Source organism: Williamsia sp. Y721 (assembly GCF_059683565.1).
The window spans coordinates 146,100-170,960 of sequence record NZ_JCASNH010000003.1 but is presented as its reverse complement, the minus strand read 5'-3'; the positions used below and the strand labels follow the sequence as shown (position 1 = coordinate 170,960).

The window sequence follows — 24,861 nt, the reverse complement described above, 5'->3', positions numbered from 1 at the left end:
CGAATGCCCGACACCCGAGGCGACCACGAGACCGTGATCAGGACCGACGGCGCAGTGGAACGGGATCAGCGGACTTCGATTTCAGAAACACCCGCATCTCGTCCGAGATCTGCAGAACCTTGCCGGTTTCGGAATGCACTGCCACGACGGTGGTTTCACAGAGGGCGACAACGTTTCCCGCTGCGTCGGTCAGTGAACTGCCGAAGTCGAAAGACGAGCCTCCGAGCCGACTCACCCAGACCTGCGCGGTGACGGGCTCAAGGGTGTAGAGCAAAGGCCTGACGAATTCGATTTCCTGCCGGGCGACGTGGATCGCGACCGCACCGTAGCCGTCGCGGATCCAGCCCGACACCGCGCGCACGCGGGCTTCTTCGAAGAGCCGGGCGAACTGCACGTTGTTCACATGGTTGTTGACGTCCATATCGCCCCACCGCAGCTGCAGTGAAACCTCGGTGGCGCCTGTCGTGTCACTCACCGATGTCACAGTAGTGGTGACGATCCTCAGAAGTCGAAGCGGGTCTGCCCGTGCGGATCCTTCTCGAACGCGAATACTTTCTGCGGTGTGACGCGGTACACCAGGGCAAAATCGTCGCCGGTTCCGAAACCACCCTCCGCGGGCTCAAAGGCCCACGCGTCCCCGTATTTGTCGAAGTAGGCCTTGGCAATCAAGGCCAGCTCCGCCTGACCGGTGACCCGCTGCGAGGTGCCCTCGATCACCACGTCGCAGCCGCACTGCCAGGTGTTCACCCCGGTCGTGACACTGACCTGATCGTTGACCGCGAGGTTGTGGACCTTCTGCTCATCGGGTCCGCTACAGAAGTAGAAACGGTCGTCGGACCACACCCCGACCAGCGGCGTGCCATGCGGCCGGCCGTCGCGGCGCACCGTTGTCACCCAATACAACTCGGCCCGTGCCAGGATCCCCGATATCTGTTCCCAGTCGGCGGCCACCGCCCCCGGACGACTGAAACGATCGTCGAATCGTGCGGTCGGGTGAACTCCCATGGTGTCTCCTCAGGTCGGGCGTCCCTCTGCCATACCGACCACGGCCACACCGAAAAATAATCGTTGATCGAATCCGCTCGCCCTACATCGCGCCGCGCGCCGAGAAGACCCGTGCCCACAACCGGACCGGCAGCAGACGCGCCACCTTCATCAATGCGGCCATCGGAACCGGGAAGACGATCTCCATCTGACCACGCTCGAGACCCCGGCAGATCGATTCGGCGGCTTCGTCCGCCTCGATGAGAAACGGCATGGGAAACGTGTTCGACTCCGTCAGACCCGTCTTCACGAAACCCGGGCAGACCGTCACGACCCGGACCCCCTTCCGGCGCAGCGCAACACGCAGCCCTTCGAGCATGTTGATCTGCGCGGCCTTGGTGGCGCCGTAGGCCTCGGCGCCGCCAAGTCCGCGATAGCCGGCCACCGATGCGACACCGACGATCGTGCCTGCGCTCTTCTCCACCATCTGTGGAAGTACGGCCCCGATGCAGTTGTTCATGCCGAGCAGATTCACCTGCACATGGCGCTCGAACAGGTCACGGTCCCACTCGGCGGCGTCCATCTGTTCCCAGAACCCGGCGTTGATGATCACCACGTCGATATCGCCCAGGGCCTCGCGCACGTGCGCGGCCGCCGAATCGACCGAGTCACGGTTGGTGACGTCGGCAACCGCGACGGTCATCGCCGATCCGGCCACCTCACGCAGTTCGGTGTCACGGCGGGCCGAGATGGCAACGTGGGCATCTCGTTTGACCAGTGCCCGGGCGGTTGCCGCGCCGATACCGCTCGACGCACCGATCACCCAGACCCTCTTCCCGGCCAGGTCCACTGTCATATCAGGTCACCTCCGTATCTGTATCTGGCTGACCTGGAGATAGCCCGAGGCAAATCCGGCCTCGCAGTACGCCAGGTAGTACTCCCACATCCGCATGAAGGTCTCGTCGAAACCCAACTGCGTCACGGTCTGCCGGTGCCGTGTGAACGACGCCCGCCACCGGCGCAGTGTCTCGGCGTAGTCCTGACCGAAGTCGTGACGCTCCGTGACCCGCAACGTCGTGTGCTGCGCGAGCGTCTTCTCGATGGCCTCGAACGACGGGATCAGCCCGCCTGGGAAGATGTACTTCTGAATCCATCCAAACGATCTGCGGGTGGCCAACATTCGTTGATGAGGCATCAGAATCGCCTGGATGGCAACCGTGCCGCCGGGCGCCAACAGCGAATCGATCTTGCCGAAGTACGTCGGCCAGAACTCCTCGCCCACCGCCTCGATCATCTCGACAGAGACGATGGCGTCGAATACGCCGGTCACCGCCCGATAGTCCTGCAGCCGAATAGCGACCATGCCCATCAGACCTTCGGCGCTGACCCGCTCCTTGGCCATTTCGAGCTGTTCACTCGACAACGTCACCGTGGTCACGTGAGCGCCACGTCCTGCGGCCCTGATCGCCAGCGCTCCCCACCCGGTCCCGATCTCCAGCACCCGACTACCGGCCTTCACACCGGCCTGGTCGAGGATCGCGTCGAGTTTGCGGTACTGGGCCTGCTCCAGGTCCTGTGAGGCCGGTGGACGTGCCGGGTCGAACATCGCCGAGCTGTAGGTCATGGTCGGATCGAGGAAGGTGGCAAAGAGGTCGTTGCTGAGGTCATAGTGTGCGCCGATGTTGCGGCGCGAACCCTCGGGGGTGTTCTTGTGACGGTGCGGGATCTTGGTGTCGACGAAGATCCGCAGCTTCCACCAGGGTTCCGGAACAAGCGACGTCAGCCGCGCCGCAAACGGGGTCAGCGCCTCCCCCAGATCGCTGCCGTCGGCGACCCGCCAATCACCTGCCATGTACGCCTCGCCCAGCCCGATCTTGGGATTGTGGCCCATCCGTTCGTGCAACGACTTGGGGCGAACCACCTCCAGGCGCGGGCCGGACGCATCGCCACCGCCGCGGACCGTGCCGTCGGGATAGCTGACCTGCACCGGTGTGCGCCGGACGGCCTGGTTGACGAACAGCCGGGCAAGACTGGCCAGAAAACAGACACCACCGAGGATCGGTCGCCGCAAACAGAAAGGCTCGGCAAGCTCGGGTAGCTGCGCCGGCTGCGCCAGGTCGGACATTAAACTCCTTCAGGCGGTGTATGCGCGGGCCGGGCCGCGACCGGGAGACGGCGAAGCCACAACCACACGCCATGGATCGCGATGAGTGCGGAAACGCGTTGCGGCATGAGCGGATTGGTGATCAGGGTGCGGATCAGCAGACGTGATGTGTACGCGGCCGGGCGCCCGTCGAACCTCGCGGTGAACATCGATGTGCCTGCGCGGAGCAGACTGATCGAGACGCCGACCGACTCCGGATCGAGCCGGACATTAATGTCGTAGTCGCCGGAGACGTCGTTGAACGGTGAGACGTAGAAGTGCTTCGGCACCTGCGTCCGCAGGTTTCCGACTATCGGTTCGGGCGGGGATTCGGGCTGGGATCGAGGCTCGAGCAGGTAGGCGGTGCGCTCACCGTAGGTGTTGTGCACCTCGGCGACGACCCCTCGCAGAGTGTCTCCCGAACAGCACCAGAACACGGTCAACGGATCGAAGACGTATCCGAGCACCCGAGCGTTCGCCAGCATCAGCACCCGCCCGTCCGGGCCCAGATCGACACCGTGCACTGCCAGGTAGTTCGCCACATTGCGTTTGATTCGGAGCAGTTGGGCAGCCTGATCGGACAATTCGGCACGCGGTCCCGGATCTCCGAGGTGATCCTTGGCGTATATGCGGGCAAAAGGACGCAACGCCGCAGGAATCGGCGGTGGCTCATCGAGGTCGACCAGCCATTGGTACACACGGTGATCGAAACCGTGCCGCAGAGGTGTCCGCCGCACATGCCGCACCCGCCCCGGCACGAGCGCCGGCGTGGGTGGCAGTACCGCCTCGGCTTTCATACCCAATCGGCCCCGAAATGCGCTGCGGCCGCGACACCCGAACGAACACCGTCCTCGTGAAAGCCCCAGCCGTGATAAGCACCGGCGAACGCCGTTTGCGCGGTACACACTTCCGGCAATTGCTTCTGTGCGGCAACAGCTTCCGGCGTGTACACCGGATGTGTGTATGCCATGGATGCGATGATCGAATCCGGTTTGATCCGATCCCTGCCGTTGAGTGTCACGTAGTACTGCGTTGGTCCGGGTAGGCGCTGCAGGCGGTTCATCCAGTAGGTCACCACCGGCGCGGCGTCGTCGGCACCCACCTCCGGTGTGAGGTAGTTCCAGCTGGCACCGGCCCCGGCAACGGTCGGCATCAGCGAGGAATCGGTGTGCAGGATCGTTTCGTTTGCCGCGTAACCGAAGGCTCCGAGGACCTGCTTTTCGGCTTCTGAGGCATCTGCCAGCAGGTCGAGGGCCTGATCGGCATGCGTCGCGATGACCACTCGGTCGAAAACCCGGTCCGGGCGACCTGGCGCACTGATTCGCACACCGTCGTCGCCTCGCTCGATACGTGTGACAGGGGCCCCGGTCGTGACGTCGTCGAGGGTCGCTGCGATGCGGTCGACATACGTGCCGGAACCGCCGTGCACGGTGTACCACTGCGGCGAACCCTTGACGGTGAGCATCCCGTGGTTGTCGAGGAAGGCAAACAAATAGCGCGCCGGGTAGTCGAGGGATCTCGCCGAACCGGTCGACCACACACACGACACGAGCGGGATCGCGAACATCCTGATGAAGTGCTCCGAGAATCCGTGCCGGGTCAGGAACTCGCCGTACGTACTGAGGTCCTCGTCATCGGCGTCGGCAAGGTGCGCGGCGGCGGCCCGATGGAAGCGCTTGATCTGCAACAACATCCACACGAACCGGGGATCGAGGATCCGGCGCCTCTGGGCAAAGATCCCCGGCAACCCGCGACCGCCTGCGTATTGGACACCCGAGGACCGGTCGTTGATGCTCATGCTCATCTCGGTCGGCGCCACATCAACCCCCAACTCCGAAAAGAGCTTTCGGAGCAACGGGTAGGTGTCGTGGTTGTGGACGATGAATCCGGAATCGACGCGAACGGCCGCGTGCCCGGAGCCCAGGGTATGGGTGTGCGCATGGCCACCGAGGCGGCCGTCGCCCTCATAGAGCGTCACCTGATGGTTCGTGCGAAGCAGATATGCGGCCGTGAGTCCGGACACACCGGACCCGACCACCGCCACCGTCGTCATACGAAAACATTTCGAACGCCGCACCACGTCAGTGTAGGTGCTCAACCCATCACACCAGCTCAGCTTCAATCGGTCACCGGTACACCGCCCTGACCCAATGCCTCCCACCAAGCGCCTCGGAGAATGTATGGTGCCACGCAAGCGCGCTTTCGAAACGGGGAAATTGTTGATCATCGAGACCGACCGCCTGGTATTGCGGCCGGTGTCGCATCGCGACACCGACCACCTTGTGGAACTCGACCGCGATCCAGCGGTGATGCGATATGTGACCGGCGGTACGCCGACACCACGCGAGGTGATCGAAGAATGGACGATCCCCCGAGCTGTGGCCGAGGCGACACATCGCAGCGGTGCGGGACTGTGGGTCGCCCTCGACCGGCTCGACCTGGTGGCTGCGCGTTCGGTGGGCCACCCCGAGCCCGCGAGCAGCTTCATCGGCTGGTTCGCCGTCCGCGCACCTCGTCATTCACCCGAATCAGAGTTCGAGCTCAGCTACCGGCTGCGCCGGAGCATGTGGGGTAAGGGGTTGGCAACCGAAGGTGCCCGCGCTCTCGTCCGGCTGGCATTCGACGACTTGAAGGTCAGCAGGCTCTTCGCAGGCACGATGGCGGTCAACACCGCGTCCAGGCGGGTGATGGAGCACTGCGGCCTGCGTCTGGTCCGTCTGCACGACTGCGCCGACACCACGATCGCCGGGTCCGAGCGCGGCGAGGTCGAGTACGAGATTCTCCGCACCGATTGGGAAGCAAACAACTTCGCGTGGGCGCAGGCTGCGCGCACCAGCACACATCTGATCGCCTGACCCGGCGGTCTTTACCCGACGATGCGGTCGGGTGCACCTTGGCGCGACCAAACCCCGGCCACCAACTACCGTAGGCATGGTGCGGATCCCACCACTCCCCAGAGATCCCGGCCGCAATTCGCCAATTGACAGGAGATGGTCATGAGCAAGGAGACTGCAGTTTCGACCCGGCACAAGGTGGTGGTCATCGGCTCCGGCTTCGGCGGATTGTTCTCGACTCAGCACCTGAAGAAGGCCGATGTCGACGTCACCTTGATCGCGCGCACCACCCACCACCTCTTCCAGCCGATGCTCTATCAGGTCGCGACCGGCATCATCTCCGAAGGTGAGATCGCTCCCGCCACCCGCGTCATCCTGCGCAAACAGGCGAACGCCAAGGTTCTGATGGGCAACGTCGAGAAGATCGACCTCGAGAACAAGGTGGTGACCTCACGCCTCCTCGAACGCATCACCGAAACCCCGTTCGACAGTCTGATCATCGCGGCCGGTGCTGATCAGTCGTACTTCGGCAACGATCACTTCTCGCAGTTCGCACCGGGCATGAAGACCATCGACGACGCCCTCGAACTGCGCGGTCGCATCCTGGGCGCCTTTGAACAGGCCGAACTGTCCGACGACCATGAGGAACGGGCCCGGCTGCTGACGTTTGTCGTCATCGGAGCGGGGCCGACCGGTGTCGAATTGGCCGGGCAGATCTCCGAGATGAGCAACAAGACACTCAAGGGCGCCTTCCGGAACATCGACCCCACCGAATCCCGGGTGATCCTGCTCGACGCGGCTCCGGCCGTCCTCCCGCCGATGGGCGCCAATCTGGGCACCAAGGCCGCCAAACGCCTGGAGAGCATGGGTGTTGAGATCCAGCTCAACGCGATGGTCGTCGACCTCGACTACGACGGTTTGCTGGTCAAGGAGAAAGACGGCACCACCCGACGCATCGAATCGCAGTGCAAGGTGTGGTCGGCCGGTGTCGCGGCCAGCCCGCTCGGCAAACAGCTTTCCGAGCAGAGCGGCGTCGAACTCGACCGCGCAGGCCGCGTCAAGGTGCTGCCCGACCTCTCGATTCCGGGCAACCCGAACGTCTTCGTCGTCGGCGACATGATGTCGGTCGAGGACGTTCCGGGCATGGCGCAGGGCGCGATCCAGGGCGGCAAGTACGCCGCCGACGCCATCAAGGCCGGGCTCGCAGGCAAGACGCCCGAAGAACGCGAACCGTTCAAGTACTGGGACAAGGGATCGATGGCCACGATCTCGAAGTTCAGCGCAGTCGCGTCCGTCCCGGTACCAGGGTTCAAGAAGAACATCGAGACCGAGGGCTTCTTCGCCTGGCTCGGCTGGTTGCTGCTGCACCTGGTGTACATCGTCGGATTCCGGAGTCGCCTGAACACGATTGTCGACTGGTCGTTCGCCTTCATGACCAGGGGCCGGTCGCAGCTCACGATCACCGAGCAGCAGACGCTTGCCCGCAACGCGCTCGACCGCCTGGCCCAGCTGGAAAAGGCTCAGAACAAGAGCGACGATGTCGCCGGACCGCCCAACAGCAAGCCGGTTCTGTCCGATCCGGTGCCCGCCACAGACAGCAAGGTGACAGATACAAAAACATCGGGCACGCCCGAAGGCACGAAAGCTTCGGGGCCGTCCGAAGGCGACGCCAAACCGGCCGCCAGCTAGTTCAGCAGGCCGCCAGCTCGCCGGCAAGACGCTCCGCGGAGGGCATCGTGTCGGCGAGCACCGTGGTCAGACTCCCCCCGGCAGCCGGCCGCAATCGGGTGGCCGCCGCGGTGGGATGGACCACATCTGCGCGATCATCGGGATAGCAGAATTCATTGATCAGCACGGCCGGTGCTCCCAGTCGGTCGTGGGTGGTCTTGCCGAGTCGCAGTTGGTGCCGAACTGCCGCGGTGCCGTCGACATCAGCGCTCAATCGCCCGGACCAGGCACCGTCGTCCTCACCGAACCGGCCGATCTGCACACGTTCACAGATCCGGACCGTCCCCGATCCGGCGATCGACACCGTCGTATTGCTGTGATGGACGGCATGCGCCGCGACGATCGTCGGTAGCGGATCGATCACCAACTCGGCGCCATCGGCCACGCTGATGTGCCAGTTCAGCTGCGACCGCGGCTCGCCGCGACTCGGTAGTGCCAACGTGGCAGCCACGCTGAACAACGTCAGCCGCGACCCGCACGCGACGTCCACATGGATGTCGATGGTGTCCCCGCCGAGCGGCGTCGCAGCCGTCGAGATCAGGTGCAACACGTCGACGCCGGTCTGACGTGCAGCCAGACCGCCGTTGGCCCGGATGCGCGGAGATCGCCCTTTCGCGGTCTCGAGATATACCTCGGTATGCATCGAAGACAGGTCAGAGCGCCGCGGCCAACTGCTCCCGGACCCAGTGCAGTACATCGGTCGCGGCCGGATCGTCGGTCAGCGAGATCAGAACCGTCGGGCGACCTTCCCGCACCCGCTCGGCGTCGTCGCGCATCACCTGGAGGTTTGCGCCGACCATCGGCGCGAGATCGGTCTTGTTGACGACCAACAGATCCGAGAACGTCACGCCGGGACCACCTTTGCGCGGCACCTTGTCGCCGCCTGCCACGTCCACCACAAAGATCTGGGCGTCGATCAGACCGGTCGAGAATGTCGCGGTGAGGTTGTCGCCACCGGATTCGACGAGGATGAGATCGAGCGGTGGGTTGGCCTCGACCAGGTCGTCGATGGCGTCGAGGTTCGCGGTGATGTCGTCGCGGATGGCGGTGTGCGGGCACCCGCCGGTCTGGACCGCGGTGATCCGCTCGTCCGGCAGTACGGCGTTGCGACGCAAGAAATCGGCGTCCTCGGTGGTGTAGATGTCGTTGGTCAACACCGCCAGCGACAACTCGTCTCGCAACTGCCTGCACAGTGCGGCAACCAGTGCGGTCTTACCGGAGCCGACGGGGCCGCCGATGCCGATGCGCAGTGCCTCGCCCGGCACCCGATTCCGTTTCGGCCGGGCATGGTCGTGCGTATGCGGCGCTCCGTCGATCAGATGCGGTGGCAAGAGCTGTCTCCCTTTTTGTCTGCTGCGTGGTGGTTGTCTGCTGCGTCGTGGTTGTCTGCTGCGTCGTGGTTGTCTGCTGCGTCGTGGTTGTCTGCTGCGTGATGGGGCGGTCTATCGGGTGCCGGTCATGACGCGAAGAGCGGCATCGGCCGGAGTTCGTGCCGCTGAGCAAGTACATCAAGAAATGGATCGGACAGGTCGGCGAGCCCCTGCGCAGCCTGCGACGCCGTCTGCTCACACAGCTCCGTCAGCTGCACACCCAACAGGGCGACGTCGCCGGGATCGAGCGCCAGCAACCGCTGACCAGCTGTCGCAGATCCGGTCATGGTTGTGTAGATGAGCACCATCGCACTCTCATGCGGGTTCAATCCGGCCGCCCGCGCGACCTGACCGCTCACCACCGGGAGATGCGGACGTGCCGGGAGCAGACCCCAATCCTGCTGGGGCCATACCTTTTTGCCCAGACGCAGCATGCCACGCCCCTGTGCGCGCGAGGCCCGTCTGGCCGCAGCGGACGGCGTGCGTGCATCAGCCTCCACCTCGGCCTGCGCAACGTCGATGGTGCCGGCGACCACGGCAGCGGTGATCGATGCCGCGACAAGACCGGCGGTACTGACCCGACGCACCAGGAAGTCGCGGAGGCCGTCGAGGTCGCGAACCGATCCGGAACTGATCGCCTCCTCGAGTCCGCCGGAGTGGACGTGACCACCCACCGGCAGCCGTGAGTCGGCCAGGGTCAACAGCATTCCCAGATGCCTGGTGGCTGAAGGACTCTCGGGTGAGGTCATCAGAACATGAAGTATCGCTGAGCCATCGGCAGAGCGCTCGCGGGCTGCTGATCCCAGACCTCGCCGTCGATGGTGACGGTGAACGTGTCGGGGTCGACGCGGATCTCTGGTTGCGCACTGTTGCCGGGCATATCGGCCTTGCCGATATGACGCACATTCTTCACCGGCACCAGTCGGCGGTCGAGGCCCAGTCGATCCGGGAGCCCGTCCTCGATTGCCTGTGGCGCAACAAAACTCAACGACGTGGCAGCCGCGACACGCGCGGACGCACCGAACATGGCCCTTGGCAACACCGGTTGCGGCGTCGGGATCGACGCGTTGGCATCACCCATGGCGGCCCACGCGATCGCACCACCCTTGATCACCGCATGCGGCCGGACACCGAAGAACGCAGGCTCCCACAGGACCAGATCGGCGAGCTTCCCTACCTCGATCGAACCGATTTCGTCGTCCAGACCATGGGCCACGGCAGGGCAGATCGTGTACTTGGCCACGTACCGCCGGGCTCGGTGATTGTCCGCGGCCCCATCCCCCGCCAACGAACCGCGCCGCGCCTTCATGACGTGCGCGCTCTGCCAGGTTCGCAGGACCACCTCACCGATCCGGCCCATCGCCTGCGCATCGGAACCGATCATCGAGATCGCCCCCATGTCGTGCAGCAGATCCTCGGCGGCAATGGTCGATGGCCGGATCCGGCTCTCTGCGAACGCAAGATCCTCGGGGACACTGGGATTGAGATGGTGACAGACCATCAGCATGTCGAGGTGTTCGTCGAGGGTGTTGACCGTGTGCGGCCGCGTCGGATTCGTGGAACTGGGCAGGACGTTCGCGTAGGACGCCACCGTGATGATGTCCGGCGCATGCCCGCCACCGGCGCCTTCGGTGTGATACGCGTGGATTCCGCGTCCGGCGATCGCCGCGACGGTCTCCTCGACGAACCCGGCCTCGTTGAGGGTGTCGGAGTGCAGTGCCACCTGGACACCGGATTCATCGGCGATGCGAAGACAGGCGTCGATGGCCGCCGGGGTGCTGCCCCAGTCTTCGTGGAGTTTGAAACCCGAAGCACCGGCGCGCAATTGCTCGCGCATCGACTCCAGGCTGACCGTATTGCCCTTGCCGAGCAGCACGATGTTCAACGGCCAGTGATCGGTGGCCGACAACATCGAGGCCAGGTGCCAGGCACCTGGCGTGACGGTTGTCGCCTTGCTGCCTTCCGCCGGTCCGGTGCCACCACCGATCAAGGTGGTGATGCCGTTGCCGAGTGCCTCGTCCATGATCTGCGGGCAGATGAAGTGCACGTGGCAGTCGATACCGCCGGCTGTGATGATCTTGCCGTTGCCTGCGATGATCTCGGTCGACGGGCCGATCACGAGGTCGGGGTGTACGCCGTCCATCGTGTCAGGGTTGCCCGCTTTGCCGAGTGCGACGATACGTCCGTCACGAATTCCCAGGTCCGCCTTGATGATTCCCCAGTGGTCGAGGATGACCACGCCGGTGATCACCGTATCGGGGGCACCTTCGGCACGTGTCGCACGTCCTTGCCCCATCGACTCGCGGATGACCTTTCCACCACCGAAGACCGCTTCTTCGCCCGCGCGCCCTGGACCACCGCAGCGATCCTCGGTGACCTCGATCAGCAGGTTGGTGTCGGCCAGCCGGATCCGGTCGCCGACCGTGGGGCCGTACAGCTCGGCGTAGCGCTCACGACTCAACGATGCCATCAGGCGTCCAGCCTTCCTGGCGGGTTCGACGAGATTCCATGGACTTCCCGCGTTCCGGCGATCGGGACCAGCTCGACAGTTGCCGAAAGTCCCGGCTCGAACCGAACGGCGGTGCCTGCGGGAATGTTCAGCCGACGGCCGAACGCGATGTCGCGATCGAAATCGAGGGCGGCATTGGACTGCACAAAATGCACGTGACTACCGACCTGCACCGGACGGTCGCCGCTGTTGACCACCACGACCTCGAGCACGTCAGCACCCTCGTTGAGGATGATCTCGCCTGGGGCACAGAGTATTTCACCTGGTATCAGGTTTTGCTCAGCCATCATCGATCCTGTCACGAAATCGGATTGTGGACGGTGACGAGTTTGGTACCGTCCGGGAATGTGGCCTCGACCTGGACGTCGTGCAGCATCTCGGGGATGCCGTCCATGACCTGTGCGCGCGTCAGCACCTCGCGACCCGAGGACATCAACTCGGCAACCGACCGACCGTCGCGAGCGCCTTCGAGAATGTGATCGGTGATGACCGCAACCGACTCGGGGTGATTGAGGAGCAGGCCGCGTCCCTGTCGCCTGCGGGCAAGATCGGCCGCGTACGAGATCATCAGTCGCTCTTGTTCATGCGGCGACAGACGCACGGTTTCCTCCTCGATGACACAGCCGACGGACAAGTATGTCCGACACATACTGCCACGCAGACCTTTGGGCGGCGCGTCGAGCATTTCATCCACGCACTTTCAAGGCCGGTCACGCGCAGGCCCGGAAGGTTGTCGACGCCTCGGATCAGGGCGTTCGGGCCTCCAGGCCGCAACGTCCGACTCCGCACGCGACGCCCCACGAAATCGGCGGCGGTGCAAGGGGTTCGGTGCCGTGGCACCCACCGGCGAGGATCTCGACCGTGGCCTTGCCGGTCAGCGCAGCACGCCACCACTTTGGCGTAGTGCCGCCAGCGCATCGGCCGAACATCGCGAACCGACGGCGAGAACGTCGGCTTCGGTGAAGGCACCGGCTGCGAGTCCGCGCAGGATCACAAGGGCCAGCGACTGCGCTGTGGCCGGCTCGTCGATGAACTCCGAACTCTGCCGGTCGAAATACGCCTGCAACCGCGTCGCCGCGGGCGGCATCGCCTGGCGGAAGAACGCAAACACCGCGAGCCAACGCGTCACCAGGTGACCGGGGTGCATATCCCAGCCCTGATAGATGCCGTGTTCCAGCCCGCGGGTCACGAGCCGGTGGTGCCTACGCAGCGCCGCCTCGACCACCTCGGGTGCGCCCACCGGCGCGATCTGGGTGGAGCCATCAGAAACCCACACGCCCGTCTGAGCCGCCGCCACCAGCATGACCGCCTTGGCATGGTCGGCAACCGGATGCTCGAGCGACTGCTGCGCCGAGACGATGCCGCACGCTGCGCTGTAGTCGTAGGTGCCATAGTGCAATCCGGTCAACCGCTCACCACCACGATGGAGCGCGTCCGCAACGGTCGCCCGCCCATCGGCACCCAGGACCGCCTGCGGGCTCTCGATCTGCAATTCGAACCGGAGCACCCCCGTCGGCAACCCGTGCGCCCGTTCGAGTTCCTCGCAGATCATGAGCACCGCATCGACCTGCGCCGCGTGCCGCAACTTCGGCACGGTGAACACGAAACCAGCCGGGACGCCCCCGGCACTGTCCAGCACCATCTCCAGCGACCGCAGCCCGCGAGGCCGTTCGGCGACACCCAGGCCCTTGCATCGAACGCCGAAGACGCGAGGTGCGGCGTCTCCCGCAGCCGCCCAGCGGGCGAGGGTTTGTCCTGCAGCGCGGGCATGTTGGTCCTCGACGTCATCGGGACGCCATCCGTAGCCGTCCTCGAGGTCGATCCGCAAATCCTCGATCGGCCGGATTGCCAGGCGATCACGGACGAGGGGCATCACGCCGTGTTCGTCCAAATCTGCCAGGACCGCCTGCGCACCATCGGCGATTCGAAGCGCTTCGGCACCCCAGGCCGCCGGCGTGTCGATCTCCACGTCGGCCGCGCCGATGTAGACGGTATGGGCCGGCTGCTGCTGCAGTAGGCGGTCGCCCGCGAAATCCCGATCCAGTTCGGCATCGACGGCACCGAGCACCGCATCGATACGCTCCCGCGCCGGTTGCGACATCCCGATGTGGGTCGGTCGACTCGCCTCGGTCATGGGTTGCCTCAGCCTTCAGTGATGTTCTGGAGCCGGACGCGTCCCTGCGCGATCAGCTTTCCGTTCTCGTCGGAGATGTCGACCTCCCACAACTGCTGGCGCCGACCCCGGTGGATGGGCTTCGACTTCGCGGTCATCGCCCCGGTTGTCACCGCACGCAAGAAGTCCGTGCTGTTGTTGACACCAACCACGTGCCCCTGAGCGGAGACGTTGGCGTTCAACCACACCTGGCCCGACATGCTCGCCACCGATTCGATCACCGAGCAGTAGACGCCGCCGTGGACGATCCCGAACGGCTGCAGGAGCTTGTCGGTGATCGTGAACTGCGCCGAAACGCCGTCGGCGTTCGCCTCGACGTAGTGAAGTCCCAGTTCGGCGTCGAACCCTCGGGCCGTCCAGCTGGTCGGATCGAACGAGCTGGGATCGGTGGTCTCTGTCACGGAACAGATCTCCTCTACGACGGGCCGCGCTTCGAGGACGCAGCGATGCGCCCTCAAGTTTGTCAAAGTTCGGCCGCGGCTGCCCCGGAGGGTTCGCCGCCCCACTTTCGGTGCTCGCCATCATGTCCCGAAAACACAGCAGGCCCCACCTTGTCGGTGGGGCCTGCTGTGGCGTGGACCGGGGGTCTCTGCAGCCCTCAGGACGCTCGCGCGGTCCTCGTAAATAAGAATGTAGGCTAGCCTTACCAATGTGTCAAGCGTCTCGGGAGAAAAATTATGGAGATGGGCGTTGAGCTGATTGATGAGAAGAAAAGTAAAGTGAGAAGAATGAACGGGTTGGGTGAACTCGAGCGAGTCATCATGGACAATTTGTGGTCGTCGGACGAGCCACAAACGGTGCGTCAGGTACACGCGGCGCTCTCTGCCGACCGCGAACTGGCCTACACGACGGTGATGACCGTGCTGCAACGATTGGCCAAGAAGCATCTGGTCACACAACTCCGCGACGACCGCGCGCACCGCTACTCCGCAACGCATCCACGGGAGCACCTCGTGGCCAGTCTGATGGTCGACGCGCTCAGCGAGGCCGACGAAGCAGGTTCACGTCAGGCCGCCCTTGTATCGTTTGTGGGACGAGTCGGCGCAGACGAGGCAGATGCATTGCGACGCGCCCTCGACGAATTGGAATCGGCACGTGGAACAGACCGCGAGCCTCACCGCCTCACTGACCAGTAGGAACACCTTGTTGTGAACGCGTTAGTGTTCGGGATCGTCGCTGTGATCCTGGTGTGGCCGGCTCCGAGCTGGCTCGCCGCTGCCCAGTGGCCTCTTCGTGCACCGCGCGCTGCCATGGCTTTATGGCAATCGATCGCGCTCGCGGCCGTGCTGTCCGCGTTCAGTTGCGGTCTGGCCATCGCCTCCAACATGCTGACCCTCGATGAGCAGGGTCGACCCATCGCCAACCCGATCGAGGAAGTGGCGAGTCTGGGCATTGTTCTCTGGACCATCTATGTCACGGTTTTCCTGCTCACCCTCTTCGTCGGCGCGCGCCTGATCTACAGCGTCATTCGCGTTTCCATGCGCACCCGCGCCCGCCGGTCGGCCCACCGCCAGCTGATCGACCTGCTCGACCGGATGGATCGGTCCGCACCCGACAGCCCACTGAGCGCTCGCGACGTCCGGATGCTCGAGGTCGATCAACCGATGGCCTACTGCCTGCCCGGCCTCCGACAGCGTGTTGTCCTCAGCGAGGGCACGGTCGCACGTCTGACCCGCGACGAACTCGAAGCCGTCATCAGTCACGAACGCGCACATCTGCGCGCTCGCCACGACCTGATCCTCGAAGCGTTCATCGCCGTCCACGACGCCTTCCCGCGCTTTGTCCGCAGTCGGTCGGCCCTGGGTGCGGTGCAACTTCTGGTCGAACTCCTCGCTGACGACTCCGCCATCCGAACCACCGGTCGCAAACAGCTCGGCCGGGCCCTGGTGGCCTGCGCAGATTCGGTCGCGCCGAGCGGCGCCATGGCGATCGGCGGTCCGACCACGCTCGCACGGGTCAAACGCCTCTCCGACACCCGCCCGACGATATTGATCTCAGCCGTTGCGTACGTCGTGGCGGCTGCGATTCTGGTCCTGCCCACCCTCGCCGTCGCGATTCCCTGGCTCAACGAACTGCGCCGCCTCATCGAGAGCTGACACACCGCAAACGACCGAATCCGGCGAAAATGGGGTGATCCGGGCGCTGCCGGGACCTCCGACCTTCGTCATCGTTTCCTTCGTCATATGGTGTACCAATGACTGATTCAGCTGCTCGCGCCCAAATCGGGGTCACCGGCCTTGCGGTGATGGGTTCCAACATCGCCCGCAACTTCGCCCGTCACGGTCATACCGTGGCTCTTCACAACCGCAGCATCGCCAAAACCGATGCCCTTGTCGAGAAATACGGCACCGAAGGTGATTTCGTCCGCACCGAGACGATGGCAGAGTTCGTCGGTGCGCTACAGAAACCGCGGCGCGTGCTGATCATGGTCAAGGCAGGCGACCCCACCGATGCCGTGATCGAAGAGCTCGCAGGCCTGATGGAAAAGGGCGACATCATCATCGATGGTGGAAACTCGCTCTACACCGACACGATTCGTCGCGAAGCCGCCATGTCCGCACGTGGCCTGAACTTCGTCGGCGCCGGCATCTCGGGCGGTGAAGAAGGCGCACTCAACGGTCCGTCGATCATGCCCGGTGGCCCTGTCGAGTCGTACAAGTCGCTCGGCCCGCTCCTGGAGTCGATCTCCGCGCACGTCGACGGCGAGCCCTGCTGCACCCACATCGGCCCGGACGGGTCCGGCCACTTCGTCAAGATGGTCCACAACGGCATCGAGTACGCCGACATGCAGCTCATCGGTGAGGCCTACGACCTCATGCGCAAGGCACTCGACATGCCGGTCAGTGAAATCGCCGACGTGTTCCGCGAGTGGAACTCCGGCGACCTCGACAGCTACCTCGTCGAGATCACCGCAGAGGTGCTCAGCCAGGTCGACGCCGAGACCGGCAAACCACTCGTCGACGTCATCGTCGACGCCGCAGGCCAGAAGGGCACCGGCCGCTGGACCGTGAAGTCCGCACTCGATCTGGGCATCCCGACCACCGGAATCGCCGAGGCCGTTTTCGCCCGCGCGCTGTCGAGCGCCACCGCCCAGCGCAAGCAGGCGCAAGGACTGGCGTCGGGAACCCTCTCGGCCGCCCCCACCGACAAGAAGAAGTTCGTCGACGCCATCAACCGCGCGCTGTACGCCTCCAAGGTCGTCGCCTACGCGCAGGGCTTCGATCAGATCGCCGCAGGCAGCAACGAATACGGCTGGAACGTTCACCCCGGTGACCTCGCCACCATCTGGCGGGGCGGCTGCATCATCCGGGCCAAGTTCCTCAATCGCATCCGCGAGGCCTACGCCGAGAACCCCGAACTGCCGAGCCTGCTGCTGGCGCCGTACTTCCGCGAAGCGGTCGAGAACGCCGTCGACAGCTGGCGAGAGGTGGTTGCCACCGCGACCACCATGGGCATCCCGGTCCCGGCCTTCTCGTCGTCGCTGTCGTACTACGACGCGCTGCGCGCCGAGCGGCTGCCCGCCGCCCTGACACAGGGACTGCGTGACTTCTTCGGTGCGCACACCTACCAGCGTGTCGACAAAGAGGGCGCATTCCACACCCTCTGGAGCGAAGGCCGCACCGAGATCCAGGCCTGATCTCACCTGGCCAGAGCCAAACGCTCCAGAAACACGAAGACGCTCCACATATTTGTGGAGCGTCTTCGTACAGGTGGCGCGTTTGCGGTGGTCGTGCCCGATCTTGCGTAGAGTTGACATACGTGCGATTCCTCGATGATCACCTCCCCGGCCATGACCTGACGTACGACGACGTCTTCGTGGTGCCCGGTCGCTCGGACATCGCGTCACGATTCGACGTCGACCTTTCTTCCGTCGATGGTTCTGGCACCACCATTCCGCTGGTTGTCGCCAATATGACGGCTGTGGCCGGACGCCGGATGGCAGAGACCGTCGCCCGCCGCGGTGGCCTGGTCGTCCTGCCACAGGATCTGCCCATCACCGCGGCCGCGGACATGATCTCCTTTGTCAAAGGACGCCACCTCGTCGCGGACACCCCGGTTGTCCTGGGCGCCGATGCTGCGATCTCCGATGCGGTGGCGCTGCTGCCCAAGCGTGCCCACGGCGCCGTGGTGGTACTCGGTTCCGACGCCGCGACCCCGATCGGCGTGGTCACCGAAGCATCCTGTGCCGATGTCGACCGTTTCGCTCGGCTGACCGAGGTCCTCGACCCCGACTTCGTGTCGGCGCCGGTGGCGACGCCGCCCCGTGAACTTTTCGAGCTGCTCGATGCCACGCATTCCGATCTGCTGGTGCTCACCGAGGCCGACGGCTCACTGGCGGGAGTTCTGACCCGCATCGGAGCCGTACGCGCCGGCATCTACGAGCCCAACCTCGACGCCAACGGCCGCTTACGGGTCGCCGCAGCGGTCGGCGTCAACGGAGACGCCCGCGGCAAGGCGATCTCGCTGGTGCAGGCAGGGGCCGATCTCATCGTCGTCGACACCGCACATGGCCATCAGGAAAAGATGCTCGTCGTCCTCGAACAGATCGCGGACGCCAACCTCGGCGTACCCATCTGCGCGGGCAACGTGGTGACGGCACAGGGAACCCGCGACCTGATCTCTGCAGGGGCGGACATCGTCAAGGTCGGTGTCGGACCCGGCGCGATGTGCACCACCCGCATGATGACCGGGGTCGGCCGACCACAGTTCTCGGCAGTTGCCGAATGTGCTGCTGCGGCAAGAGAATCAGGTGCCCACGTGTGGGCCGACGGCGGTGTTCGACATCCACGGGATGTGGCATTGGCGGTGGCTGCCGGAGCATCGAATGCGATGGTCGGCTCGTGGTTTGCCGGAACCCACGAGAGCCCCGGCGAATTGAAATGGGATCAAACCGGACTGCCCTACAAGGAGAGCTTCGGTATGGCCTCCAAGCGTGCGGTCGCCGCGCGCACCGCGATCAACACCTCATTCGACCGCGCCCGCAAGGCGTTGTTCGACGAAGGTATCTCCACTTCGCGGATCGCGCTGGACCCCGAACGGCCCGGTGTCGAGGACCTGATCGACCACATCTGCTCAGGTATCCGTTCGACGGCAACGTATGTGGGCGCACGCTCGCTCGAGGAACTGCACGAGAAAGTGGTCCTCGGTGTTCAGTCAGCGGCCGGCTTCGCAGAAGGACGGCCCCTGCCCGCGGGCTGGTGACCCGATAGGATCGAATCGACATCCAGGCGATCATCACTCGCCTGCTCCCCCTGAGTTTGGAGGCCGGATTGGTGCCCATGGCACCTCGAGACGTCACCCACAGCGGTGATCGTTGATGCAAGCGCTGATCCTGATCGGCAGTCTGCTCGGCTTCATCGCCCTCACCCTGGGTACCGCACTGTTCGTCGCGGCCGAGTTCTCACTCACGGCGCTCGAACGGTCCACGGTCGAGAACGACGTCCGGACCAGGGGCGACCTTCGTTCGCGGCAGGTCAGCCGGGCACACAAAACGCTGTCGTTCCAGCTCTCCGGCGCCCAGCTAGGTATCACCATCACCACCCTGATCACCGGCTACATCGCCGAACCGGTTCTCGCGCAGCTCTTCGAGCCGCTGTTCGAACTGATCGGAATCCCCGACAGCGCTGCGGTGGCGACCTCACTGATCCTGGCGCTGGTCATCGCGACGTCGCTGTCGATGGTGCTCGGCGAGCTCATCCCCAAGAACCTTGCGATCTCCAAGCCGTTGCCGACCGCACGTGCCACGGCCGGGTCGATGAGCTTGTTCTCGGCGACGTTCCGGTGGTTGATCAACACACTCAACGGCACCGCCAACTGGTTGGTCCGCCGGTTGGGCGTCGAGCCCGCGGAGGAACTGCGGTCGGCCCGATCACCGCAGGAACTCGGATCGCTGGTTCGCAATTCGGCTCGTCAGGGTGCACTCGACCCTGGTACCGCCGCACTGGTCGATCGATCGCTGCAATTCGGCACCCTCACCGCGGAAGACCTGATGACACCACGTGTCACCGTCGAGACACTCGACATCCACGACACCGTTCGCGATCTGATCCTGGCGTCGTCGCGTACGGGATATTCCCGGTTCCCGGTGCTCGACGGCGGCGACCTCGACAACATCAGTGGCGTCGTCCACGTCAAACAGGCGTTCACCGTACCGATGTCCCAGCGCAGCACCACCGAATTGCACACGCTGGCCCGCGCGGTCTCGGTTGTCCCGGCGAGTCTCGACGGAGACTCGCTGATGGATCAGATCCGCGCCGACGGCCTCCAGGTTGTCGTTGTGGTCGACGAGTACGGCGGGACGGCAGGCATCGTCACCACCGAGGACCTCATCGAGGAGATCGTCGGTGACGTCACCGACGAACACGACGACGAAGAGGCCGACGTCCAGCGGGACGGCGACGGGTATCTCCTCAACGGATTGCTCCGCATCGATGAACTCCTCGACGCGATCGGTTATCGCGCACCCGAGGGCCAATACGACACCCTCGGTGGTCTGTTGATGTTCGAGCTCGGCCGGATCGCCCGCGAAGGCGACATCGTCGACCTCCCGGTCCGCTACACCGGAACCGACGATGACGACGACTCCTCCGAGCACGAGCCCGAACAGCGTTGGCGTGCCCGCGTGGTGCGGATGGACGGTCGCCGCATCGACACCGTGGCCGTCACCCCGCAACCGGAATCCGACGAGCCGGAGGCAACCGATGAGTGATCTGTGGGGCGTCGTGCTCACCGTGCTGTTGCTGGGCGGTAACGCCTTCTTCGTCGCCGCGGAGTTCTCGTTGATCTCCGCGCGGCGCGACCGTCTCGAAGCCCTGGAAGAGCAGGGTAAACGTCGTGCCCGCACGGTGATCGAAGCCGGCGAGCACCTTTCGCTGATGCTGGCCGCAGCGCAATTGGGCATCACCATCTGCTCGATCCTGCTCGGCCGGATCGGCGAGCCCGCGATTGCGCACCTGATCGAAAAGCCGCTGGAACTCGTCCACGTTCCGCACGAACTCCTACACCCGATCTCGTTCACCCTGGCGCTGTCGCTGGTTGTTGTGCTGCACATCCTCCTCGGCGAGATGGTCCCGAAAAATCTTGCGTTGGCAGGCCCGGAGCGATCGGCCATGCTCCTGGTCCCCGCCCATCTCATGTTCATCAAGCTCGCCCGGCCGTTGATCGCGTTCTACAACTGGGTGGCCAACCTGTCGCTGCGTCTGCTGCGGGTCGAGCCGAAGGACGAACTCGACTCCACGGTCTCGGCGAATGAACTGGCGCAGATGCTCGGCGAGTCCCGACGCGAGGGTCTGATCGACGAAGAGGAACACGCCCGGCTCACCCGTGCACTCCAGACGTCGGGCCGCACCGTACTCGAGGTCGCGATCCCGCTCATCGAGCTCCGTAGCGTGCAGGTCACCGCAGATCCGAAAACCGGACGCGTCGGGCCCACCCTCGGTTCGATCGAGCAGGCCGTCATCGACACCGGATTCAGCCGCTACCCGGTCCGCGGAACCGATGGCACCTACACCGGATATCTGCATCTGAAGGACGTGCTCGACGAGATCCTCGATGACGCCGTCGGTCCCGACAGCATCATCGGTGTCGACAAGATCCATCCGTTGCCGGTTCTGGCCGACAAGACCGCCCTCGACGAGGCCACCAACGCCATGCGCCGCACGAGCTCGCATCTGGCCGCGGTGGTCGACGACAACGGCCGCACGGTCGCGGTGGTTGCCCTCGAGGACCTCGTCGAGGAGTTCGTCGGGACGGTGCGCGACGAGACACACCGGGTATGACCGCACCCGGAGTGCTCGTGGACCGACTCCTCGAGTCGCAATGGCAGGCCACGGCCGCCGAGCACCGCAGCCGAATCGATGATCTCCTGCGAAGCCATCCTCCGCGGTACACCGATCCCGAAGCAGGTGATGTGGTGCATCCGGTGTGGGGTTTCATGTTCACGTACTACAGCTTCCGGCCTGCGCAGCTACGTCGTTGGCACCCCGGGTACGGGGTCGGACTGGACGGCCGGGGCTCGCGGCGATACCTCGATTACCGCGGTTACGTCCGAAGTGCAGACCTCGTCACCGTCGGCCGCGACTTCCTCGACAAACGCCGCGAGACGCTCGACTACATCGTCGATCTGCTCTCGGCCACCGCCGACCGGACGCCTCGCCTGAACTGCTTCGGGATGCACGAGTGGGCGATGGTCTATCAGGCATCACCCGAACAGATCCGACATGCCGGGGTTCCGTTGCGGCTGAGCCCTGCCGAGACCGATGACGTGGTCCGGTCGCAACCGCCTCGCTGCACCCACTTCGATGCCTTCCGGTTCTTCACCCCGCCTGCAAGGCCACTGAACCTCACAGTGTTAAATCGTCATACACAGCCCGAGTTCGAACAACCAGGCTGTCTGCACGCCGGCATGGACCTCTACAAGTGGTCATACAAACTGGCACCTCTGCTCCCGTCGGACGTCGTCGCCGACGCATTCGATTTGTCGCTACAGCATCGCGAGATCGACATGCGGGCAAGCCCGTACGACCTGTCAGAGTTCGGCATGGCGCCGATTCCGATCGAGGAACCGGCGGGACGGGCGGAGTACGTCCGCGTGCAGTCTGAGCTCGCACGTCGGGCCCAGGGACTACGCACCGACCTGATCGAACGGTGCCGCCGCCTGACCGGGCGGACCGGTCACAACTGATCTGCGGGGCAGATGATTCTCCCCGGCTCGATCCACTACTTACCAGCGAGTAACATATGCGGCATCAGTGCCCTTGATCGAAAGAGAGTGAGGCCGGTTATGGCTCAGCGCGTCACCGTCGACGGCGGCTTGCAGGTTGCGTCGGTTCTGTACGACTTCATCAACAACGAGGCCCTGCCAGGCACCGGAGTAGATCAGGATGCGTTCTGGTCGGGCGCGGCGGCAGTGATCAACGACCTGAGCCCGCGCAACGCCGAACTCCTGGCGATCCGCGACGACCTCCAGGCCAAGATCGATCAGTGGCACCGCGACAACAAGGCGGCCACCCCGGCCGACTTCGACTTCGCCGCCTACAAGGCGTTCCTGACCGACATCGGTTACCTCACACCGGTTCCCGCCGATTTCCAGATCACCACCACCGGCGTGGACATCGAGATCACCACCACCGCCGGACCCCAGCTCGTGGTCCCGATCCTCAACGCCCGGTTTGCGCTCAACGCATCCAACGCGCGCTGGGGTTCGCTCTACGACGCGCTGTACGGCACCGATGCCATCCCCGAGGCCGACGGCGCCGAAAAGGGCACCTCGTACAACAAGATCCGCGGCGACAAGGTCATCGCGTTCGCCAAGAACTTCCTCGACGAGGCCGTTCCCCTCGAAAACGGCAAGCACGCCGACGCCACCTCGTACGTGGTCGACGGTGAGACCGTTGTGGTCAGCCTGGCCGGCGGCGCGTCCACCGGCTTCGCCGACCAGGCAGCGTTTGTCGGGTACACCGGCGAGGCGGCGAAGCCGTCCGGAATCCTGCTGCGCCACAACGGCCTACACCTGGAGATCCAGATCGACGCCGACTCCCCGATCGGCTCGACCGACGCTGCAGGCGTCAAGGACGTTCTGGTCGAATCGGCCATCACCACCATCATGGACTTCGAGGATTCGGTTGCCGCGGTCGACGCCGATGACAAGGTGACCGGCTACCGCAACTGGCTCGGCCTCAACAAGGGCGATCTGTCCGAAGAGGTCACCAAGGGCGGCAAGAGTTTCACCCGCGTCCTCAACCAGGATCGCGCGTACACCGCACCCGACGGTTCCGGCCTTCTCCTGCACGGACGCTCACTGTTGTTCGTGCGCAACGTCGGCCACCTGATGACCAACGATGCAATCATCACCGCCGACGGTTCCGAGGTTCCCGAAGGTATCCTCGATGCCCTGTTCACCGCGCTCATCGGCACCCACGGCATGCAGACCCACCCATTGCAGAACTCGCGGACCGGGTCGATCTACATCGTCAAGCCCAAGATGCACGGCCCCGATGAGGTCGCGTTCACGGTCGAACTCTTCGGCCGCGTCGAAGAGGTCCTCGGCCTGCCCACCGGCACGCTGAAGGTCGGCATCATGGACGAAGAGCGTCGCACCACCGTGAACCTGAAGGCCTGCATCAAGGCCGCTCAGGACCGTGTGGTCTTCATCAACACCGGATTCCTCGACCGCACCGGCGACGAGATCCACACCTCGATGGAAGCCGGCGCCGTGGTGCGCAAGGCAGAGATGAAGTCGCAGAAGTGGATCAAGGCCTACGAGGACTTCAACGTCGACACCGGTCTGCATGCAGGTCTGCAACACAAGGCGCAGATCGGCAAGGGCATGTGGGCCATGCCCGATCTGATGGCCGACATGCTCGAGCAGAAGATCGGCCATCCGAAGGCCGGGGCCAACACCGCATGGGTGCCGTCGCCAACCGCAGCCACCCTGCACGCGTTGCATTACCACCAGGTCGACGTGTTCAAGCGCCAGGACGAGCTCGCCAAGCGTGAGCCGGCGTCGGTCGACGACATCCTGACCATCCCGCTCGCCCCGAACACCAACTGGTCGGACGAAGAGAAGCTCGAAGAGCTCGACAACAACTGCCAGTCGATCCTGGGCTACGTCGTCCGCTGGATCGATGCCGGTGTCGGTTGCTCGAAGGTGCCGGACATCCACGACATCGCACTGATGGAAGACCGTGCCACTCTGCGGATTTCCAGCCAGTTGCTGGCCAACTGGCTGCACCACGGCATCGTCACCGAGTCCGATGTTGTTGCCGCGCTCGAGCGGATGGCACCGGTTGTCGATCAGCAGAACGCCGGGGATCCGACGTACCGGCCGATGGCTCCGGATTTCGCCTCGAACATCGCGTTCGGTGCCGCCAAGGAGCTCATCATCGAAGGTGGCTCGCAGGCGAACGGCTACACCGAGCCGATCCTGCATCGTCGTCGCCGCGAGTTCAAGGCGGCGAACGCCTGACGGTTCGGCTGATCATCAGCCGGGTCATCCGCACGGCCCACCCGCTGTGTGACCTGTCGCACGAACAACAGCGCAGCGCATAGACTGCCCAACGACAGCTGCCGCCTTCCGGACCGGTGACCGATCACCGGTCCGGAAGTGTGCGGGTCCGGGT

Annotated in this window: 24 protein-coding genes; 10 read left to right on the top strand and 14 right to left on the bottom strand. The window is 64.6% G+C overall.

The features are described from left to right. Positions 1-37: 37 nt before the first annotated feature. The 6 genes from AC56PL_RS15440 to AC56PL_RS15415 all read right to left on the bottom strand — a co-directional run bounded on the left by AC56PL_RS15440 (position 38) and on the right by AC56PL_RS15415 (position 5,180). Positions 38-475 carry an acyl-CoA thioesterase gene (locus AC56PL_RS15440; protein ID WP_497154396.1) on the bottom strand — a complete coding sequence of 146 codons (438 nt, stop codon included), beginning with the start codon at positions 473-475 and terminating at the stop codon, positions 38-40. Positions 476-501: 26 nt separating this feature from the next. Next, positions 502-1,005 (bottom strand): pyridoxamine 5'-phosphate oxidase family protein, encoded by a 504-nt coding sequence (locus AC56PL_RS15435; protein WP_497154395.1) that lies wholly within the window; start codon positions 1,003-1,005, stop codon positions 502-504. Between the two features lie 82 nt (positions 1,006-1,087). Beyond that, positions 1,088-1,840: an SDR family NAD(P)-dependent oxidoreductase gene (locus AC56PL_RS15430; protein WP_497154394.1), complete on the bottom strand. Its 753-nt coding sequence runs from the start codon at positions 1,838-1,840 to the stop codon at positions 1,088-1,090. 6 nt (positions 1,841-1,846) lie between these two features. Next, entirely contained in the window at positions 1,847-3,109 is a 1,263-nt protein-coding gene (locus tag AC56PL_RS15425; RefSeq protein WP_497154393.1) for a class I SAM-dependent methyltransferase, read from the bottom strand. Continuing rightward, a complete protein-coding gene (locus tag AC56PL_RS15420; protein WP_497154392.1) occupies positions 3,109-3,924 on the bottom strand; it encodes a DUF1365 domain-containing protein in 816 nt (271 codons plus the stop codon). The genes AC56PL_RS15425 and AC56PL_RS15420 overlap by 1 nt, the downstream gene beginning before the upstream one ends. Then, a complete protein-coding gene (locus AC56PL_RS15415; RefSeq protein ID WP_497154391.1) occupies positions 3,921-5,180 on the bottom strand; it encodes an NAD(P)/FAD-dependent oxidoreductase in 1,260 nt (419 codons plus the stop codon). The genes AC56PL_RS15420 and AC56PL_RS15415 overlap by 4 nt, the downstream gene beginning before the upstream one ends. 127 nt (positions 5,181-5,307) lie before the next feature. On the opposite strand from AC56PL_RS15415, the gene AC56PL_RS15410 reads away from it, so the two are divergent. After that, the gene (locus AC56PL_RS15410; RefSeq protein ID WP_495516231.1) at positions 5,308-5,982 is read left to right on the top strand and encodes a GNAT family N-acetyltransferase; all 675 of its coding nucleotides are present in this window, start codon (positions 5,308-5,310) and stop codon (positions 5,980-5,982) included. 141 nt (positions 5,983-6,123) lie between these two features. Next, positions 6,124-7,650 (top strand): FAD-dependent oxidoreductase, encoded by a 1,527-nt coding sequence (locus tag AC56PL_RS15405; protein ID WP_495516230.1) that lies wholly within the window; start codon positions 6,124-6,126, stop codon positions 7,648-7,650. A 1-nt stretch (position 7,651) separates the two neighbouring features. Here AC56PL_RS15405 and AC56PL_RS15400 read toward each other — a convergent pair whose 3' ends face one another. From AC56PL_RS15400 to AC56PL_RS15365, 8 genes are all read right to left on the bottom strand, one after another. Beyond that, complete coding sequence (locus AC56PL_RS15400; RefSeq protein WP_497154390.1) at positions 7,652-8,332, bottom strand: urease accessory protein UreD; 681 nt, start codon at positions 8,330-8,332, stop codon at positions 7,652-7,654. Positions 8,333-8,342: 10 nt separating this feature from the next. Then, on the bottom strand, positions 8,343-9,020 hold the full coding sequence (ureG, locus tag AC56PL_RS15395) for an urease accessory protein UreG (protein WP_497154389.1): 678 nt from the start codon (positions 9,018-9,020) through the stop codon (positions 8,343-8,345). Between the two features lie 125 nt (positions 9,021-9,145). Further along, on the bottom strand, positions 9,146-9,808 hold the full coding sequence (locus AC56PL_RS15390) for an urease accessory protein UreF (protein WP_497154388.1): 663 nt from the start codon (positions 9,806-9,808) through the stop codon (positions 9,146-9,148). Next, positions 9,808-11,529 (bottom strand): urease subunit alpha, encoded by a 1,722-nt coding sequence (locus tag AC56PL_RS15385; RefSeq protein ID WP_495516226.1) that lies wholly within the window; start codon positions 11,527-11,529, stop codon positions 9,808-9,810. The genes AC56PL_RS15390 and AC56PL_RS15385 overlap by 1 nt, the downstream gene beginning before the upstream one ends. Then, positions 11,529-11,858: an urease subunit beta gene (locus AC56PL_RS15380; RefSeq protein WP_495516894.1), complete on the bottom strand. Its 330-nt coding sequence runs from the start codon at positions 11,856-11,858 to the stop codon at positions 11,529-11,531. Before AC56PL_RS15380 ends, AC56PL_RS15385 begins: the two co-directional genes overlap by 1 nt. Positions 11,859-11,866: 8 nt before the next feature. Then, positions 11,867-12,169: an urease subunit gamma gene (locus AC56PL_RS15375; RefSeq protein WP_495516225.1), complete on the bottom strand. Its 303-nt coding sequence runs from the start codon at positions 12,167-12,169 to the stop codon at positions 11,867-11,869. 273 nt (positions 12,170-12,442) lie between these two features. After that, a complete protein-coding gene (locus AC56PL_RS15370; protein ID WP_497154387.1) occupies positions 12,443-13,702 on the bottom strand; it encodes a DUF6986 family protein in 1,260 nt (419 codons plus the stop codon). A gap of 8 nt (positions 13,703-13,710) precedes the next feature. Then, on the bottom strand, positions 13,711-14,142 hold the full coding sequence (locus tag AC56PL_RS15365) for a hotdog fold thioesterase (protein ID WP_495516223.1): 432 nt from the start codon (positions 14,140-14,142) through the stop codon (positions 13,711-13,713). 318 nt (positions 14,143-14,460) lie between these two features. On the opposite strand from AC56PL_RS15365, the gene AC56PL_RS15360 reads away from it, so the two are divergent. From AC56PL_RS15360 to AC56PL_RS15325, 8 genes are all read left to right on the top strand, one after another. Beyond that, positions 14,461-14,877, top strand: a complete 417-nt coding sequence (locus AC56PL_RS15360; protein WP_495516893.1) for a BlaI/MecI/CopY family transcriptional regulator — start codon at positions 14,461-14,463, stop codon at positions 14,875-14,877. Between the two features lie 12 nt (positions 14,878-14,889). Further along, entirely contained in the window at positions 14,890-15,837 is a 948-nt protein-coding gene (locus tag AC56PL_RS15355; protein ID WP_495516222.1) for a M48 family metalloprotease, read from the top strand. Between the two features lie 98 nt (positions 15,838-15,935). Continuing rightward, complete coding sequence (gene gnd, locus AC56PL_RS15350) at positions 15,936-17,378, top strand: NADP-dependent phosphogluconate dehydrogenase (RefSeq protein ID WP_495516221.1); 1,443 nt, start codon at positions 15,936-15,938, stop codon at positions 17,376-17,378. Positions 17,379-17,500: 122 nt separating this feature from the next. After that, entirely contained in the window at positions 17,501-18,943 is a 1,443-nt protein-coding gene (gene guaB1, locus AC56PL_RS15345) for a GMP reductase (protein ID WP_497154386.1), read from the top strand. 115 nt (positions 18,944-19,058) lie between these two features. Then, positions 19,059-20,450, top strand: coding sequence for a CNNM domain-containing protein (locus AC56PL_RS15340; protein WP_495516220.1), 1,392 nt, complete (start codon positions 19,059-19,061; stop codon positions 20,448-20,450). Further along, the gene (locus tag AC56PL_RS15335; protein ID WP_497154385.1) at positions 20,443-21,519 is read left to right on the top strand and encodes a hemolysin family protein; all 1,077 of its coding nucleotides are present in this window, start codon (positions 20,443-20,445) and stop codon (positions 21,517-21,519) included. The genes AC56PL_RS15340 and AC56PL_RS15335 overlap by 8 nt, the downstream gene beginning before the upstream one ends. Beyond that, entirely contained in the window at positions 21,516-22,424 is a 909-nt protein-coding gene (locus AC56PL_RS15330) for a 3-methyladenine DNA glycosylase (protein WP_497154384.1), read from the top strand. Before AC56PL_RS15335 ends, AC56PL_RS15330 begins: the two co-directional genes overlap by 4 nt. A 99-nt stretch (positions 22,425-22,523) precedes the next feature. Next, a complete protein-coding gene (locus AC56PL_RS15325) occupies positions 22,524-24,707 on the top strand; it encodes a malate synthase G (RefSeq protein WP_497154383.1) in 2,184 nt (727 codons plus the stop codon). The last annotated feature ends 154 nt before the right edge of the window (positions 24,708-24,861 follow it).